The organism is Aquimarina sp. AD10 (assembly GCF_003443715.1).
In the GTDB taxonomy this organism is placed as follows: Bacteria; Bacteroidota; Bacteroidia; order Flavobacteriales; family Flavobacteriaceae; genus Aquimarina; species Aquimarina aggregata.
This window is the reverse complement of record NZ_CP031965.1, coordinates 4921677-4938360: the sequence shown is the minus strand read 5'-3', so window position 1 is coordinate 4938360 and position 16684 is coordinate 4921677. Positions and strand designations below refer to the sequence as shown.

13 protein-coding genes are annotated in these 16684 nt (G+C 34.2%); 8 read left to right on the top strand and 5 right to left on the bottom strand.

Features of this window, described 5'->3' with window-relative positions:
- Positions 1-20: 20 nt before the first annotated feature.
- From gldK to D1816_RS20435, 4 genes are all read right to left on the bottom strand, one after another.
- Positions 21-1394 carry a gliding motility lipoprotein GldK gene (gene gldK, locus D1816_RS20450; protein WP_066308270.1) on the bottom strand — a complete coding sequence of 458 codons (1374 nt, stop codon included), beginning with the start codon at positions 1392-1394 and terminating at the stop codon, positions 21-23.
- A 111-nt stretch (positions 1395-1505) separates the two neighbouring features.
- Positions 1506-2669, bottom strand: a complete 1164-nt coding sequence (locus tag D1816_RS20445; RefSeq protein WP_118505328.1) for a formimidoylglutamase — start codon at positions 2667-2669, stop codon at positions 1506-1508.
- A gap of 3 nt (positions 2670-2672) precedes the next feature.
- Positions 2673-5180 (bottom strand): type I DNA topoisomerase, encoded by a 2508-nt coding sequence (topA, locus tag D1816_RS20440; protein ID WP_066308275.1) that lies wholly within the window; start codon positions 5178-5180, stop codon positions 2673-2675.
- Between the two features lie 107 nt (positions 5181-5287).
- A complete protein-coding gene (locus D1816_RS20435) occupies positions 5288-6067 on the bottom strand; it encodes a hypothetical protein (protein ID WP_066308278.1) in 780 nt (259 codons plus the stop codon).
- A gap of 129 nt (positions 6068-6196) precedes the next feature.
- Between D1816_RS20435 and miaB the strand changes: the two genes are divergently transcribed.
- The 7 genes from miaB (at position 6197) to groL (ending at position 12976) form a co-directional block, all read left to right on the top strand.
- On the top strand, positions 6197-7642 hold the full coding sequence (gene miaB, locus D1816_RS20430) for a tRNA (N6-isopentenyl adenosine(37)-C2)-methylthiotransferase MiaB (protein WP_118505326.1): 1446 nt from the start codon (positions 6197-6199) through the stop codon (positions 7640-7642).
- Positions 7643-7683: 41 nt separating this feature from the next.
- The gene (locus D1816_RS20425) at positions 7684-8940 is read left to right on the top strand and encodes a sigma-54-dependent Fis family transcriptional regulator (RefSeq protein WP_066308284.1); all 1257 of its coding nucleotides are present in this window, start codon (positions 7684-7686) and stop codon (positions 8938-8940) included.
- 44 nt (positions 8941-8984) lie between these two features.
- On the top strand, positions 8985-9491 hold the full coding sequence (locus D1816_RS20420) for an LptE family protein (protein WP_066308288.1): 507 nt from the start codon (positions 8985-8987) through the stop codon (positions 9489-9491).
- Positions 9492-9531: 40 nt separating this feature from the next.
- A complete protein-coding gene (locus D1816_RS20415; protein WP_118505324.1) occupies positions 9532-10461 on the top strand; it encodes a hypothetical protein in 930 nt (309 codons plus the stop codon).
- Positions 10462-10470: 9 nt separating this feature from the next.
- Entirely contained in the window at positions 10471-10806 is a 336-nt protein-coding gene (secG, locus tag D1816_RS20410; RefSeq protein ID WP_066308293.1) for a preprotein translocase subunit SecG, read from the top strand.
- Between the two features lie 150 nt (positions 10807-10956).
- A complete protein-coding gene (gene groES / locus D1816_RS20405; RefSeq protein WP_066308295.1) occupies positions 10957-11232 on the top strand; it encodes a co-chaperone GroES in 276 nt (91 codons plus the stop codon).
- A 103-nt stretch (positions 11233-11335) separates the two neighbouring features.
- On the top strand, positions 11336-12976 hold the full coding sequence (groL, locus tag D1816_RS20400; RefSeq protein WP_066308298.1) for a chaperonin GroEL: 1641 nt from the start codon (positions 11336-11338) through the stop codon (positions 12974-12976).
- Between the two features lie 403 nt (positions 12977-13379).
- Here the strand turns inward: groL and D1816_RS20395 are convergent, their stop codons facing one another.
- A complete protein-coding gene (locus D1816_RS20395; RefSeq protein ID WP_118506305.1) occupies positions 13380-14855 on the bottom strand; it encodes a helix-turn-helix domain-containing protein in 1476 nt (491 codons plus the stop codon).
- 126 nt (positions 14856-14981) lie between these two features.
- On the opposite strand from D1816_RS20395, the gene aceB reads away from it, so the two are divergent.
- Positions 14982-16580 carry a malate synthase A gene (gene aceB / locus D1816_RS20390; RefSeq protein WP_118505321.1) on the top strand — a complete coding sequence of 533 codons (1599 nt, stop codon included), beginning with the start codon at positions 14982-14984 and terminating at the stop codon, positions 16578-16580.
- Positions 16581-16684 lie beyond the last annotated feature (104 nt).

Below are 16684 nucleotides of genomic sequence, written 5' to 3'. Positions count from 1 at the left end.
TTGATAGAAAATTTTGGGACTTACTTTTGATTCTGAGTATTATCTTCTCCAGTTACATCAGTACCCATGTAATCTTGTACTGTTCTGAATCCAATATAACTTCTTGCAGAATCCGCATATTCATAATCTCTGGTACTTACCTGTAGGAAATAAGCAACATCTTTCCATGATCCACCTCGCACAACTTTACGCTTGTTTTCATCATCATTAACGTTAGGGTTCATAGATGAAACGTATTCATATGCTGAAGGGTCATAAGACGACTGTACCCACTCAGAAACATTACCTGCCATATTATATAAGTTATAATCATTGGCTTCAAATGTTTTGGCTTCTACAGTATATAAGAAATTATCTGCTGCGTAGTTTCCTCGAAGAGGTTTAAAGTTTGCTAAGAAACACCCTCTGTCATTTAAGGCATAAGGTCCTCCCCATGGGTATGTCGCTGATTCTAAACCACCTCTAGCTGCATACTCCCATTCTGCTTCTGTTGGTAATCTAAAATAGTTTACAAACTCTTTATTTCTTTTTCTTTGAAATGTATTTTTCTCGATAGTTCTCCATCGGCAGAAAGCTTTAGCTTGTTCCCAAGAAACTCCTACTACTGGATAATCATCATATGCACTATGCCAGAAATAGTCATTATGCATAGGTTCGTTATAAGAATAACTAAAATCCTTAATCCAAACAGTTGTATCTGGATAAACTGGTATTACTTCTTCTTTAATAAAATCTTTTCTTCCACCTTTTCTTGCACGTGCTGCAGCTTGAATATCCATCCAAGTAAACCTAAATTCGAACTTACTTACATCTAATGTACGTCTTCCATTATAAGATTCTTCTAATGGAATATACATCGTATCCATAACTTCAGCATAAAACTCATCTGGATAATCATCAATATCCCACTCGATATCAATATCCTTATTAAGTCTTCTACCTTCATAACCAGTTTCTCCTGTACCACTATAATTGTCATACATATACTTTTCGTATACGGTCATGTTTTCGGTATCTGCATCAAGAAAAGCAAACTCTCCGATACCATCGTCACCGGGAGTTTTTCCTAATTCATCAGCCATTATCGCTAATCGTACTCGGATTGTTGAATCTCGAACCCAATTAACAAACTGTCGATACTCACTATTAGTGATTTCTGTCTCGTCCATATAAAAAGAACGTACAGTAACCATTTTCGTAGGGGCGTTTGCTAATGCGGCTTTATCATCGTCAGATTTACCCATAATGAACGATCCTCCGGGGATGAGCGCCATTCCATATGGTTTCTGCGGGTGCCATTTTTTTCCTTGTGCTCCGGTCAGTTCTCCTCGACTTCCGCCACCACAACTGTAGAGCATTGCTAAAATAGCAAAGAGTGATACAAATTTCTTCATAACGTGTTTTAGGTTAAGATCTTCTTAGATTTAAGGACGTAAACCTATTTATTTATTTTCAGAAAAACAATTTTTTTCTAAAAAAAACCTTAAATCTACCTAATAATAATGTTAAACTTCATTTTTTCGTTTTGCCTTATACCATCTTTCAGGTATTTCTTGATTACAAGCTCGCTCATAATCGTTGTACGTGCAAGGTAATAACGTATGTCTTTTCAATTTATTATTGCCAGATGAAATAAAAGGTATTTCTATCCACCATCTTCCTGTTTTTGGGCTCTTATAAAAAGACAAAATCTCATCATCTATTGGCACATTGTAATGTAGTGTGTTTTTTAGATTTTTGATATCCAATTCATTAGAACGATAATTAACCCCTTCAATAAAATACCAGATGATTTGGGAAATGAGCACTGCAGCAGTTTCTTCATTTTTGAAATTTTTAAATTCATAAATCCCAAAACTCTTCACTTTATCACTAATCCCGGCATATCTAGAGATCGCACATATCTCTCTACCATCAAATCCGTTAGGTGATGTCGTTATACCATTCAAACTATTTGCATTCATCACTCCTAAATCTATAGAAACAATATCTGCATCTCGCATGATAGGTTCTACAACGGTTACATCTGCAATAACTTCACCTAAACGATAAGAATCAAAATATAGTTTTTCTATAAGATCAATTTCTTCTTGTGCATTAAAATAAGTTTGATATCCTATATTACTATAATTAAATAAATTATATGGTTGTTCAACAATAATCTTCCCCACAAAAGAAGTATTCGTTATATCCTCTGCAGAGTTCCCTAGATCGAATCTACTATCTACATTTGCTAAATTCACCATTCTTTCTAAAATATCGAAAGATCTGTACTGGGCGTAAACCAAATCTTGACTCCCCCCTATAATAATAGGTATAATATTTTTCTGCAATAATGTAGACAACACATCTTGAACCAAATAATAGGTATCACTAACCTGATTCCCCGAAATAACATCTCCCAGATCAACCATACTGGTATTCCAATTTCCAGGAAAAAGTTCATACAACGATTTACGGATAGCATCAAAATTTAATTGCTCACCTAAAAAGTTAATATCATTCCTATTTTCTTGCACACCAAGAATAGCAATATCAACTTTATCTAAATCAGGAACTCCATCTGAAGTTGTATGAATTTTAATTTGTTTCCCTAATGTTTGATCTGAAAGCAATTTAGTATGCGCTGCTACTAAATCACTTACTGGGGCAAGAAATTCGAAAGACATTTATTATTTCTTTTTGGTAGTGGTTTTCTTTTTAGCAGTAGTTTTCTTTTTAGTTGTTTTTTTCTTAGGAGCATTTTTCTCGATAATACCCTTTACTTCTTCAAGTGTTAATTTTGTAGCGTCAACTGTTTTAGGTAATTCTATTTTTGTTTTACCCTTTATAACATTACTTCTACCCCATCTTGCTTTTTCTACACGAATACCTTCTTCTTCCCAGTTATGAATAACTTTATCAATTTCTTTTTGTTTCTTATCTTCAATTAAAGTAATTATATCGTTATCTGAAAGGTTATCAAAATCATACTTCTTGTTTACATTAATAAACATATTATTCCATTTGATAAAAGGACCAAACCTACCTGTTCCTTTTTGAACCGGAAGATCTTCATACGTATATATAGGAGCATCAGCTTTTTCTTTAGCATCGATCAATTCAATAGCTCTATCCAATGAAGTATTTAGTGGATCTTCTCCTTTGTCAAGAGAAACAAACTTTGCTCCGAATTTAACATAAGGACCAAAACGACCATTATTCACAACTATAGTTTCTCCTTTATACTCACCTAATTCTTTGGGCAACTGAAACAAATCCATCGCCTCTTCAAATGTAATACCTCCTAATGTAAGACCTGGTGGCAAGCTTGCAAATTTTGGTTTATCTTCATCTTCTGCCGTACCTATCTGTACCATAGGACCAAATTTACCTAAACGTACACTTACCGGTTTGCCTGACGCAGGGTCTTCTCCTAAAATACGCTCTCCTACTTCTCGTTCTGCATTTTGCGCAACATCTTCTACTCGCGGATGAAACTCGTCATAAAATTCTTTCATGACATTTGTCCAGTCTTCCTGACCATCTGCTATACCATCAAAATCCTGTTCTACTTTTGCTGTAAAATTATAATCCAAAATACCAGCAAAGTGATTTACAAGAAAATCATTAACCACCATCCCAACATCAGTCGGAATAAGTTTACCTTTATCGCTACCTACTTTTTCTGATAGGTTTTTTTCGTTCACTGCATCTCCAGAGAGTACCATTTGAATATAATCTCTTTGCTCACCTTCTTTAGCTCCTTTTTCTACATAATTTCTATTCTGGATGGTAGAAATCGTTGGTGCATACGTAGATGGTCTTCCTATACCAAGCTCCTCTAATTTTTTAACCAGTGCTGCTTCTGTATATCTACTTGGAGGACGAGTAAATCGCTCTGTAGCCGAAATATATTTATTATAAAGAACTTCTTGAACTTTCATTGCCGGAAGAATACCTTGTTGTTCTTCATCCTCATCATCATTACCTTCTAAATACACCTTTAGAAATCCTTCAAATTTGATCACTTCTCCATTTGCAGTAAATTGCTCAGTATGATTATTTGATGCTATTCTTACATTTGTTCTCTCAAGCTTAGCATCACTCATTTGCGAAGCAATTGCTCTTTTCCAAATCAACTCATACAGTCGTTGTTGATCATAATCCACCTGAACACTATGCCTAGAAAAATCGGTTGGTCTTATTGCTTCGTGAGCTTCTTGCGCCCCCTTAGACTTACCTTTATATTGTCTTGGATTACTATATTCATTTCCATAAGCAGAATCTATCTCTGCTTTTGCTCCTTTTTGAGCTTCATCAGAAAGATTAACACTATCAGTTCTCATATATGTAATCAAACCTGCCTCATACAATCGTTGAGCCATAGTCATGGTCTTACTTACTGAAAAGTATAATTTTCTTGAAGCTTCCTGCTGCAATGTTGATGTTGTAAAAGGTGGTGCAGGTGATTTTTTTGCAGGCTTAGTAGTAAGATCTGCTACGTTAAAAGAAGCCCCTATATTTTTATCTAAAAAAGATTTAGCCTCTTCTTTAGTCTTGAAATTCTTAGGCAATTTTGCTTTAAAAGACTTACCAGCTTCATTAGAAAATTCTGCATCGATTCTATAAGAACCTTCTGGTTTAAAATTTAAAATATCACGTTCTCTCTCAACAATTAAACGTACAGAAACAGACTGCACTCTTCCTGCAGACAATCCTCCTTTTACTTTACGCCATAACACGGGAGACAACTCATACCCTACTAGTCTATCTAAAACACGTCTAGCCTGTTGCGCATTAACCAAATTATAATCTATCGATCTTGGGTTTTCAATAGCCTTTAGTATTGCTTTTTTGGTTATCTCGTGAAAAACAATTCTTCTTGTTCTCTTTTCATCTAGCTTAAGGGTTTCTGCCAAATGCCATGCAATGGCCTCTCCCTCTCGATCCTCATCACTAGCTAGCCATACCATCTCGGCTTTCTTAGAAAGATCTTTTAGTTTTTTTACTACTTCTTTTTTGTCTTTTGAGACAATATACTTAGGTTTAAAACCTCCATCAACATCAACACCCAACTCCTTAGAAGGTAAGTCTGCAATATGCCCAAAACTGGACGCTACCTTAAACTCTTTTCCAAGAAATTTCTCTATTGTTTTAGCCTTAGCTGGTGACTCTACAATCACTAAATTCTTAGCCATAGTCCTTTAATTTCTGACCACAAAAGTATATCAATTTTTTGATATCAAGATTCATTATCAAAAAATTAGTTTAAAAAAAACCTGCCGATCAGCAGGTTCTTTAATTTTTATTTTACAAATAACGTCTGTTCCCCCTCAGGCTCACCATGTTCAAAACCAACTGTATCTTTATACACATAATATGATACAACATAAGAGAAAAACATTGTGAAAATAATTCCAACATAACATGCTATAACCCCAAGTGCCGACAACATTCCCGAAATAAATATCAACCCAAAAAGAACAAGCCAATATTTATTTCCCAATTTAAAAGCTGCCTTAATAATATCTCCAACACTCATCTCTTGATTAAAAATAAAAATAGGGATAACTAACTGAAACGGTACCATCACATAAAATATTGGAAAGTAACATGCCAAGGTAGCTAACAATGCTATTCCCATAGTCGCTAGAGAAATTAGTATAATTTTTCCGAAATGTTGTTTTGCAATTGTAAAGTACCCTCCTATATCATCATTCGTATTTAAATCTATTTTTTTTAACGCTTTTAAAAAATGCCCATAAACAGAAAAGTTTAAAACCTGGAGCAGAAAAGACATTATAAATATGACTAAAACCCAAATCACAATCATTACAGGTGAAATATCTTCAAAAAATGATGGTTGATAATACGGGTCTCCTGCATTTTGAATCATTTCTATATAACCAGGTAAAACAGGAACATATACAATCAATAAAAAAGGTATCATTATTACCAGACTGATCAAACTATGTGTTACTCCCATAGAAAAAGTTTTTTTGTACAATTCAAAACTTTTAGATAGTACCTCTCCAAAATCTGGTTTTTTAGAGTTTTCAATTTTATTAAAAATAGGATGCTCCATTGCTAATGATTTTTTAGTTAGAACACAAATGTATATTTTTTTCAAAAAAACCCATGACACTTTGTCATAAATCGTATTAAAAATTATCTTTGCACACTATTTGACCTTAATTGATAAGGAATTATTTTTATGGAGAAGATCATTGACGAAAGCATACAAGGACAATCACTTGACCTTGAACAAAAAAAGGAAAATCAACGAAAGCTTTTTATCGAAAGCTATGGTTGCCAAATGAATTTTAGTGATAGCGAAATTGTTGCTTCAATTTTAGCCAAAGAAGGATTCAACACTACTCAAAACCTAGAAGATGCGGATTTGGTGCTAGTAAACACGTGCTCTATTCGTGAGAAAGCAGAACTAACCGTTCGAAAACGGTTAGAGAAGTACAATGCTGTTAAAAGAACAAATCCAAAGATGAAAGTCGGCGTACTAGGATGCATGGCTGAACGTTTAAAAAGCAAGTTTCTAGAAGAAGAAAAAATAGTTGATCTGGTTGTTGGTCCAGATGCATATAAAGACCTACCTAATTTAATTGAAGAAGTTGACGCAGGTCGTAATGCCGTAAATGTAGTTCTTTCTAAAGAAGAAACTTATGGAGACATCGCTCCTGTTCGTTTACAAAGTAACGGTGTATCTGCCTTTGTATCCATTACTAGAGGGTGTGACAACATGTGCACATTCTGTGTTGTACCTTTTACCAGAGGAAGAGAGCGTAGTAGAGAACCACAAAGCATTTTAAAAGAAATCGACGAACTAGTAGCTCAAAATTTTAAAGAAATCACTTTACTTGGACAAAATGTTGATAGCTATTTATGGTATGGTGGAGGACTAAAGAAAGATTTTGTAAAAGCTTCTGATTTTCAAAAAGCAACTGCTGTAGATTTTGCAAAGCTACTAGATATGACTGCACAACGTCATCCAAAACTCAGGATTCGTTTTTCGACGTCTAATCCACAGGACATGACCCTAGACGTTATAGAGGTAATGGCAAAACACAAAAATATTTGTAAACACATTCATCTTCCGATACAAAGCGGTAGTGATCGTATTTTAAAAGAGATGAATCGTTTACATACTCGAGAGGAGTACATTAAATTAATCTATAACATCAAAAAAATAATCCCTGATTGTGCTATAACTCAAGATATGATTATTGGTTTTCCAACAGAAACAGAAGAAGACCATCAGGATACATTATCATTACTAGAACATGTTAAATATGAACATGGATATATGTACGCCTATTCAGAAAGACCTGGTACTTTGGCAGAACGCAAATTAGAAGATGATGTCCCTGAAGATGTAAAAAAACGAAGACTGGCAGAGGTTATTGCAGTACAGAGAAAGCATTGTGCTTATAGACATGAAAGCTATATCGGAAAAACTTATGAAGTTTTAATTGAGAAAGAATCCAAAAAATCTGATCAACATTGGAGCGGAAGAACAACTACAAACATTGTAGCCATTTTCCCAAAAGGAGAACACAAAATTGGTGATTTTGTAATGGTACGAATAGATGATTGTACTAGTGCAACTTTATTAGGTGAAGCAGTAGGTATATCTCAAAATAATTAAACCTTACTTAAGACTAAAAGAAATCGAATAAAAAACATAAGATGGAATCAATTCAAGCCATAAAACAACGATTTGGGATCATAGGAAATGACCCTAAACTAAATCGTGCGGTAGAAAAAGCCATCCAGGTAGCTCCTACAGATATTTCAGTTTTAGTTACTGGAGAAAGTGGTGTCGGTAAAGAAAGTATTCCAAAAATTATACACTCTCTATCTCATCGTAAGCACGGAAAATACATAGCGGTAAACTGTGGTGCTATACCCGAAGGAACCATAGATAGTGAGCTTTTTGGACATGAAAAAGGAGCTTTTACAGGAGCAACACAAACACGAAATGGTTATTTTGAAGTTGCCGATGGGGGAACCATATTTTTAGATGAAGTAGGAGAACTTCCACTAACCACTCAAGTGCGTTTATTAAGGGTTCTGGAAAATGGCGAATTTATAAAAGTCGGATCTTCAAAAGTTCAAAAAACAGATGTTCGAATTGTAGCTGCAACAAATGTAAACATGTTCGAAGCTATAAAAAAAGAGAAATTTAGAGAAGATTTATACTACCGTCTTAGTACTGTTGAAATTTTACTACCGCCTCTTAGAGATCGAAAAGAAGACATTCATTTATTATTTAGGAAATTTGCCTCTGATTTTGCAACCAAATACAAAATGCCTACCATTCGCTTAGCAGATGATGCTGTTGGATTACTAGAGAAGTATCATTGGAGTGGTAATATCAGACAATTACGCAACATCGCAGAACAAATATCAGTCCTTGAACAAAACAGATTAATTTCAGCCATCACGCTACGTAGTTATCTACCAAACATAGGTAGCAATTTACCAGCAGTAATTTCTTCTGATAAAAAAGAGAGTGACTTTAGTAACGAAAGAGAAATATTGTACAAAGTTCTTTTTGATATGAAAAGCGATCTTAATGATCTCAAAAAATTAACAATGGAGTTAATGGAAAGCGGCAATAATCAACAAGTACAAAAAGATAATGAGAGCTTGATACAAAAAATATATAGAGAAGAGGAACAAGATATTAGATTTGAAGATACGACTGCCCCTACAGCAGAAGTACTACAAATACCACCTCCAACTATTCAAGAAACCGAAGAAGATAAGTATCATTTTGCAGAAGAAATTCAAGAAGAAGAAACCTTATCGCTTCATGACAAAGAACTAGAGTTAATTAAAAAATCATTAGATAGACATAGAGGAAAACGCAAAGCCGCTGCCGAAGAGCTAGGTATAAGCGAACGCACCTTGTATAGAAAAATCAAGCAATATGATTTATAATAAACTATAAATTAAATATGTCACACAAAAGCACCAGTAATTTAATGAAAAAAATAAAATACACCATAGTAGCAATAGTTGGATTAATACTACTTCAAGGATGTGGTGCATATTCCTTTAGTGGGATTTCAATAGGTCCTGAAACCAAAACTTTTCAGGTGAATTTCTTTCAAAATCAATCTCCAAGAATTTTTCCGGGAGCAGATCAAACATTCACTAATCAATTACAAGATTTAATCCTTAATCAAACCAATCTTGATCTTGTTACTTCTAGTGGAGACATTATTTACGAAGGAGAAATAGTGCAAGATTATGTTTCTCCTAATACAGCAACCTCTCAAATTACTGCCGCTCAAAACCGATTAACAATAGCAGTAAATATGCGATTTTATGACGCCAAAGATTCTAAACAAGATTTAGAACAACGTTTTTCGTTTTTCTTTGATTACCCTGCTGCTGCATCTGAAAATGCAATACGAGATGAGGCGCTACAAGTTATTTTTGAACGTATCACTCAAGACATTTTTAATGCCACGTTAGCCAGATGGTAAATACGATGAAGCACACAAAAAACAAATAAATCAATATAGTTTGAACACTAAAGAACTCACATATTTATTAAAAAACCCTGCTCAACTTAGCAAAGAACAGGCTTATTCTCTTGAAAAAATCTCTCGTGAGTTCCCCTATTTTCAATCTATAAAACCGCTATTACTAAAAACATTAAAAGACAACGAAAGTTTTAGATACAATCAAGAACTAAAGACTACAGCAGCATATACAATAGACAGAACAGTTCTATTTGACTTTATAACCTCTGATCTTTTCAAAAAAAATAACGATCAAAATGCTACCCCAAAGAAAACCAAATCAGACATAGATGTTGTAGATCCAACAGAAGTCAAGGTATTACAAAGAATGGCTATGGATGATGCCGTTAGAATGAAAATAAAAGAAGCTGAAGATGTTTTAGACCCAGCTTTATTTGCTGCCAGAAATGAAGAAAGTCTTTTAAACCAAATTTCTAAAACAGAAGAAATAGCATCAGAAGCAAATGAAGAAAAAAAGAGCAAACAAGAAAACAAAACCACCGAGCAAATATTAGAGATAAACAAACCTCTTGATTTTGATAAAAAAGAGACACATTCTTTTGCCGAATGGCTAAAGTTAAGCTCTTTAAATCCTATAGACCCTGAACCTAAAAATTCTGAAACAGAAAAAAAAGAAGACAAGAAACTGTTAGATCAAAAAGATAAATTTGATTTAATCGATGAGTTTATTGCTAGCAACCCTAAGATCAAACCTGCAATAAAAAATGCACCTACACGCAATTTAGCTAAGCAAAACGTCGTTCCTACAGATGAATTAATGACCGAAACTTTAGCTAGGGTTTATCTTGCTCAAAAAAATTACAAAAAAGCAATTCAAGCTTATAATATATTAATTTTGAAAAATCCCGAAAAAAGTGGTTTCTTTGCAGACCAAATTCGCGCAATAAAAAAATTACAAGAAAATAAATAACAATATATAATGACAACGTTTTCAATCTTTTTAATATTAATCGTTATCGTATCTTTTCTACTAATAGTAGTAATCATGGTACAGAACCCTAAAGGTGGAGGTTTATCTTCTTCTTTTGGAGGAGGAGGAACACAACAACTAGGAGGTGTTAAAAAAACAACAGACTTTTTAGATAAAAGTACCTGGACTTTAGCCACACTTTTACTAGTGCTTATCTTATTATCTAATATAGATTTGATGGGTGGAAATAGTATCCAAGAATCAAAGGTAAATACTGACAATGTTCAAATAGAAACTCCTGTTACTCCGGATGCTCCTGCTGCGGATGATGACAGTAACGAATAGTATTTTTCAAAAAAACAACAATATAAATGTCGACTTGTCATACAGTCGACATTTTTTTATTTCAATTTGTCAGTATACTGTTACTGGCATAATTTCTGAAATAAACGCTTCAAACATTTCATTTAAAATTTAAAAAATAAACTAGTCACAATGGGAGTAAATATTAAACCTCTTTCAGATCGTGTGGTTGTAGAACCACTTCCTGCTGAAACACAAACGGCTTCTGGATTATTCATTCCTGATTCTGCTCAGGAAAAACAACAAAAAGGTAAAGTAGCAGCTGTAGGTGCTGGTAAAAAAGACCACGAAATGACCGTTCAGGTTGGTGATACTGTTCTTTATGGTAAATATTCTGGTACAGAATTAAAATTAGATGGAAAAGACTATTTAATCATGCGCGAGGACGATATTCTTGCAATAGTTTAATCGGTAATCACAAAAATCAAATTACAAATTCCATCTTTTTTCTTCGACAACTCAAGAAATCAAGTTTTGGAATTTAATTTTTTAAAGTTTAAAAAAATAAATTATGGCAAAAGATATAAAATTTGACATAGAAGCACGTGACGGTATAAAACGTGGTGTGGATGCATTAGCCAATGCAGTAAAAGTAACTCTAGGACCAAAAGGACGTAATGTAATTATCAGTAAATCTTTTGGCGCTCCTACTGTAACTAAAGATGGAGTTTCTGTAGCAAAAGAAGTTGAGCTTGAAGATGCTCTTGAAAACATGGGAGCTCAAATGGTAAAAGAAGTAGCTTCAAAAACCAATGACCTTGCTGGTGATGGTACGACTACTGCAACCGTATTGGCCCAAGCAATTGTAAAAGAAGGACTTAAAAACGTAGCAGCTGGTGCCAACCCAATGGATCTTAAACGTGGGATTGACAAAGCTGTAGAAGCTATTACTGCTGATCTTGCAAAACAAACTAAAGAAGTTGGTGATTCTTCAGATAAAATTAAACAAGTAGCTGCTATTTCGGCTAATAATGATGAAACTATCGGTGACCTTATCGCTCAAGCTTTTGGCAAAGTAGGTAAAGAAGGTGTAATCACTGTCGAAGAAGCAAAAGGTACTGATACTACTGTAGACATCGTAGAAGGTATGCAATTTGACAGAGGATACCTTTCACCTTATTTCGTTACAAATAGCGAAAAAATGACTGCTGATCTTGAGACTCCATACATCTTATTGTATGATAAGAAAATTTCTGCTATGAAAGATTTGTTACCAGTGCTTGAGCCTGTTGCTCAAACTGGGAAACCTCTTTTGATTATTGCAGAAGATGTAGACGGAGAAGCATTAGCTACACTTGTAGTTAACAAACTACGTGGCGCATTAAAAATAGCCGCTGTTAAAGCTCCTGGTTTTGGCGACAGACGTAAAGCTATGTTAGAAGATATCGCTATTCTAACTGGAGGTACAGTTATTTCTGAAGAGCGTGGGTTTACATTAGAAAACACTACTATTGAGCACTTAGGTACTGCAGAAAAAGTAGCTATTGACAAAGATAATACTACTGTAGTAAACGGTTCTGGTGCAGAAGATTTAATCAAAAACAGAGTAAATCAGATCAAAGCTCAAATAGAAACTACTACTTCTGATTACGACAAAGAAAAACTACAAGAGCGTCTTGCTAAATTAGCAGGAGGTGTAGCCGTGCTATATGTAGGTGCTGCTTCTGAAGTAGAAATGAAAGAAAAGAAAGATCGCGTAGATGATGCATTACACGCTACTCGTGCCGCAGTAGAAGAAGGAATTGTTGCCGGTGGTGGTGTTGCTTTAGTAAGAGCTAAATCTGTACTAGGTGACGTGAAAACTGAAAATGCAGACGAAGCAACAGGTGTACAAATTGTAAACCGTGCAATTGAAGCTCCATTAAGAACTATAGTTGAAAACGCAGGTGGAGAAGGTTCTGTAGTTATTGCCAAAGTACTTGAAGGAAAAGCTGATTTTGGTTATGACGCTAAATCAGAAGCATATGTTGACATGCTTAAAGCAGGGATTATTGATCCTAAAAAAGTAACACGTATTGCTTTAGAAAATGCAGCATCTGTATCAGGAATGATCCTTACAACAGAATGTTCATTAACAGACATCAAAGAAGAAGCTCCTGCTGCAGGAGGTGGTATGCCACCAATGGGCGGAGGAATGCCTGGCATGATGTAATCAGCAATGAATCGAAATAAGGTTTTAATCCTTATTTACAAATAACAATAAAAACCCATCTTGGTAACTTCAAGATGGGTTTTATTTTGTTATGACTTTATGGTTGAAATTTATAAATCCCAAGAATCTTTTCTTGCATACCAGTCAACCTCTACACTAACTTTAAAACAAATAATCTTTAATATCTTAGAACTTATGAAGAAAAGTATTTTAAATTTAGAGGGTGTGAAAATAATTAAAAAAAAAGCGCAACGCCAAGTTAATGGTGGATCAGGTTGCAATTGTGGCAGCCATGAAACATCGCCTGGATCGTGCCTTTGCCACACGAGCGTATAATAGTAAAGTATTGTGTATGTGATGTAAAAAACATTACATACACAATGTTTCTTTTTTAAAACTACTTTTACGAATACTTCTTTACAATTTCCTGAACTAAAGCGGCAGTTTTCTTATGTTTTTTCTTGGCCAACAATCGTTTTGGCGGTGCTACTCTTACTTCACAATCCATTATAGAACATGACTCACAAGTAACACCCACCTGTTCTTTTGGTATTTTAGCGTCTTTTACAAAACCTATTTTTTTCTCTAATGCAGATGAAATTAAAAACCCTATCCCAATACTTCTATAATAATCTTTTCTAAAAGGATCTTTTGTTGCCGATGTAAACACCAAGTATTGTTGATCAGTATCTGTATAATCAGAAATCTGAATATCAAAAGCATATTCTAAATCATTATTAGCAGTCCTTTGTAATGTCTTAATAGCCATCCAACGTCTACAATAATGCTCATTTACTTCATTTGCATGAGGTTGCTGTTGATGTGTAATATGCAGTTCTTTAACTAAATTAAACTTTTCTACACCTAACTTATGCGTAAACCTAAGAAAGAATACATTTTGCATTCCGAAATCTTTAGGAAGAATATTCGTAAGTCGTTGATAAAAAGATTCAGGAGAAGCATTATATAATTTCATAACCTTATGAAGTGCTTTCTCTGAAAATTTATTTAACACAAAAAGCTCCTTAAGATGTTTCTTAAGATGATTTCTAGGAATAATGAGTGCTCCTGCAAAGTACGAGGCATAGAAATTATGCAACACCTCTTCAAAATTATCATAGCGTATCCATGAAAACGTATATGGCCTCTCTTTAATTTCTAAATACTGATATCCCAATTCTTTGGCATAAATAAACGTCTTTTGAGCTTCATCTACTCTATTAGACAATAAAAGTGTTTTAGTAGAAGGCACAAATACAGATCGTAAATTATCTAATTCATCTTCTTCAGGGATACCTTCATTATTAATGGTATACCCATACTCTTCTTTTAAAATTTCCTCTAATTCAACAGAAGTTATTTTTCCATCAAGATTTAGTTGATACGAATTGGCAAATTTTATTGCCTTATCCTCAAAGTCCTTAAAAAAGTTATTATGAGCCTCTTGATAAGAGCGCAGAGAAGCCAAATAAAAGCCCTCTCTACTCATATTGTAGTGCTGAGCAATCTCAATAACCGTACTAATAAATGCATTCACCTTAGAAGGAGCATTTGCTATTATATCAATAAGATCACTTTGTTGTATCCCGAATAACTCTAAGGGAATCTCATCTAATATTCCTGATTGCAAAATTTCACCTATCGGTGCTAAGTTTTTATCCAATTTAAGTGAAACCAAACTATCATATGGAACATCTAGTGTCTCAGCAAGTTTGATAATTTTATCTGTTTTTGGGTATTTTTTTCCCTTTTCAATTTCATTTAAGTACGACTTTGATAAGCCACACAACTTTGATAAGCCAAATAGGGATAAATCCTTTTCGGTTCGTATCTGCTTGATTTTCAGACCAAAAATCAATCTAATATATTCTTCTGCTATTGCCATAATATCAAAAATAACACTTTTCGCGTAATTCTGGAAAAAAGAAAAAATTCACTTTTAGCGAACGTTCGCTTGTTTTATTAAAAACTTTTTTTTAATATTGTTCACTCAAACGATATAGTTATGGAAATACAGACAAACCTTAGTCAGAAAATTAGCTTCTCGAAAGAAGTTAAAAACTACCATCCTGAAATCTTAACTGATGGTGCACTGACCTTTTTAGAAGCCTTACAAGATCGTTTTAATGAGAGACGATTAACGCTATTAAAAAACCGTGAGTGTCAACAACAGTTGTTTGATTTAGGTACGTATCCATCTTTTCCGGAGAACACAAAAGAAATTCGCAATAGCGAATGGTGTGCTGCTCCAATTCCAGAAGACCTACAAGATCGTAGAGTCGAAATAACAGGTCCTGTAGACCGAAAGATGGTCATTAATGCTTTAAATTCAGGAGCCAAAACGTTTATGGCCGATTTTGAAGATAGTAATGCCCCGCTTTGGGAAAACTGCCTTCAAGGACAAAGAAACCTTAAGGATGCCGTCAACAAAACTATTTCCTTTTACAATCCAAAAAGAGACAAAACCTATCAGTTAAAAGAGAAAACCGCAACATTAATCGTACGCCCAAGAGGTTTACACCTTAATGAAAAACATCTTTTAATCAAACAACAAGAAACAAGCGCCTCTTTATTTGATTTTGCACTTTATCTATTTCACAATAACGAACAATTAAAAGAAAATGGTACTGGTGCATATTATTACTTACCTAAACTAGAACATTTTACAGAAGCCATCTGGTGGAACGATGTCATTGATTTTTCAGAAGAATATCTTGGCATAGAGTCTGGTAGTGTAAAAGTGACCGTTCTTGTTGAAACCATTACTGCTAGTTTTCAATTAGATGAGATTATCTATGCTCTAAAAGATCATATCGTTGGGTTAAACTGCGGAAGATGGGATTACATCTTTAGTTATATTAAAAAATTAAGAAATCATAAAGGTTTTGTAGTTCCCGATCGAGCACAAGTAACAATGACCAGCCCTTTCATGGACGCTTATAGTAAATTAGTTATACAAAGATGCCATAAAAGAAATATCCTGGCTATTGGCGGAATGGCTGCTCAAATCCCAATTAAAAATAATGAAGAAAAGAATACTGCAGCTTTTGCTAAAGTTCTAGCTGACAAAGAACGTGAGGTAAAAAACGGACACGATGGTACGTGGGTCGCACATCCTGGGCTTGTAAAATTAGCAATGCAGGTTTTTGACAAACACATGCCAACATCTAATCAAATACATGTTAAGCGTAATGATGTTGTAATCAAAGAAGATGATCTTCTGGAAATCCCTAAAGGCACAATTACAGAAAGAGGAATTCAAGAAAATATTAATGTAGGAATCCATTATATTGCCAATTGGCTTAGCGGAAACGGTGCTGTTGCCCTATACAACTTAATGGAAGATGCTGCCACTGCAGAAATTAGCAGAACACAATTATGGCAATGGCTAAAAAACGAAGTATCCTTAGAAGACGGAAGAACATTTAACAACACGCTATTTCACATCTTTTTTGAAGATGAATTAAAAGTTATTCAAACACAAGTAGGAGACACATTATATGAAACAGAGAATTATCAAAATGCAATACAAACATTTTATAAACTAGTTACCTCTGATGAATTTGAAGAGTTTTTAACTACTAAAACATATCAATATTTATAAAAATATCACACAAATCATCTACTAATACTATGGAGGGTAGTATGGAAATTGAACAATTCTAATTTTTTCCGATTTTACAATTGTGCTCAAAACGGCACCTGCTA

Bases quoted from the DNA above. Each gene is read 5' to 3' on its own strand.
- gldK (WP_066308270.1), bottom strand. From the start codon at position 1,394: ATGAAGAAATTTGTATCACTCTTTGCTATTTTAGCAATGCTCTACAGT.
- D1816_RS20445 (WP_118505328.1), bottom strand. From the start codon at position 2,669: ATGTCTTTCGAATTTCTTGCCCCAGTAAGTGATTTAGTAGCAGCGCAT.
- topA (WP_066308275.1), bottom strand. From the start codon at position 5,180: ATGGCTAAGAATTTAGTGATTGTAGAGTCACCAGCTAAGGCTAAAACA.
- D1816_RS20435 (WP_066308278.1), bottom strand. From the start codon at position 6,067: ATGGAGCATCCTATTTTTAATAAAATTGAAAACTCTAAAAAACCAGAT.
- miaB (WP_118505326.1), top strand. From the start codon at position 6,197: ATGGAGAAGATCATTGACGAAAGCATACAAGGACAATCACTTGACCTT.
- D1816_RS20425 (WP_066308284.1), top strand. From the start codon at position 7,684: ATGGAATCAATTCAAGCCATAAAACAACGATTTGGGATCATAGGAAAT.
- D1816_RS20420 (WP_066308288.1), top strand. From the start codon at position 8,985: ATGAAAAAAATAAAATACACCATAGTAGCAATAGTTGGATTAATACTA.
- secG (WP_066308293.1), top strand. From the start codon at position 10,471: ATGACAACGTTTTCAATCTTTTTAATATTAATCGTTATCGTATCTTTT.
- groES (WP_066308295.1), top strand. From the start codon at position 10,957: ATGGGAGTAAATATTAAACCTCTTTCAGATCGTGTGGTTGTAGAACCA.
- groL (WP_066308298.1), top strand. From the start codon at position 11,336: ATGGCAAAAGATATAAAATTTGACATAGAAGCACGTGACGGTATAAAA.
- aceB (WP_118505321.1), top strand. From the start codon at position 14,982: ATGGAAATACAGACAAACCTTAGTCAGAAAATTAGCTTCTCGAAAGAA.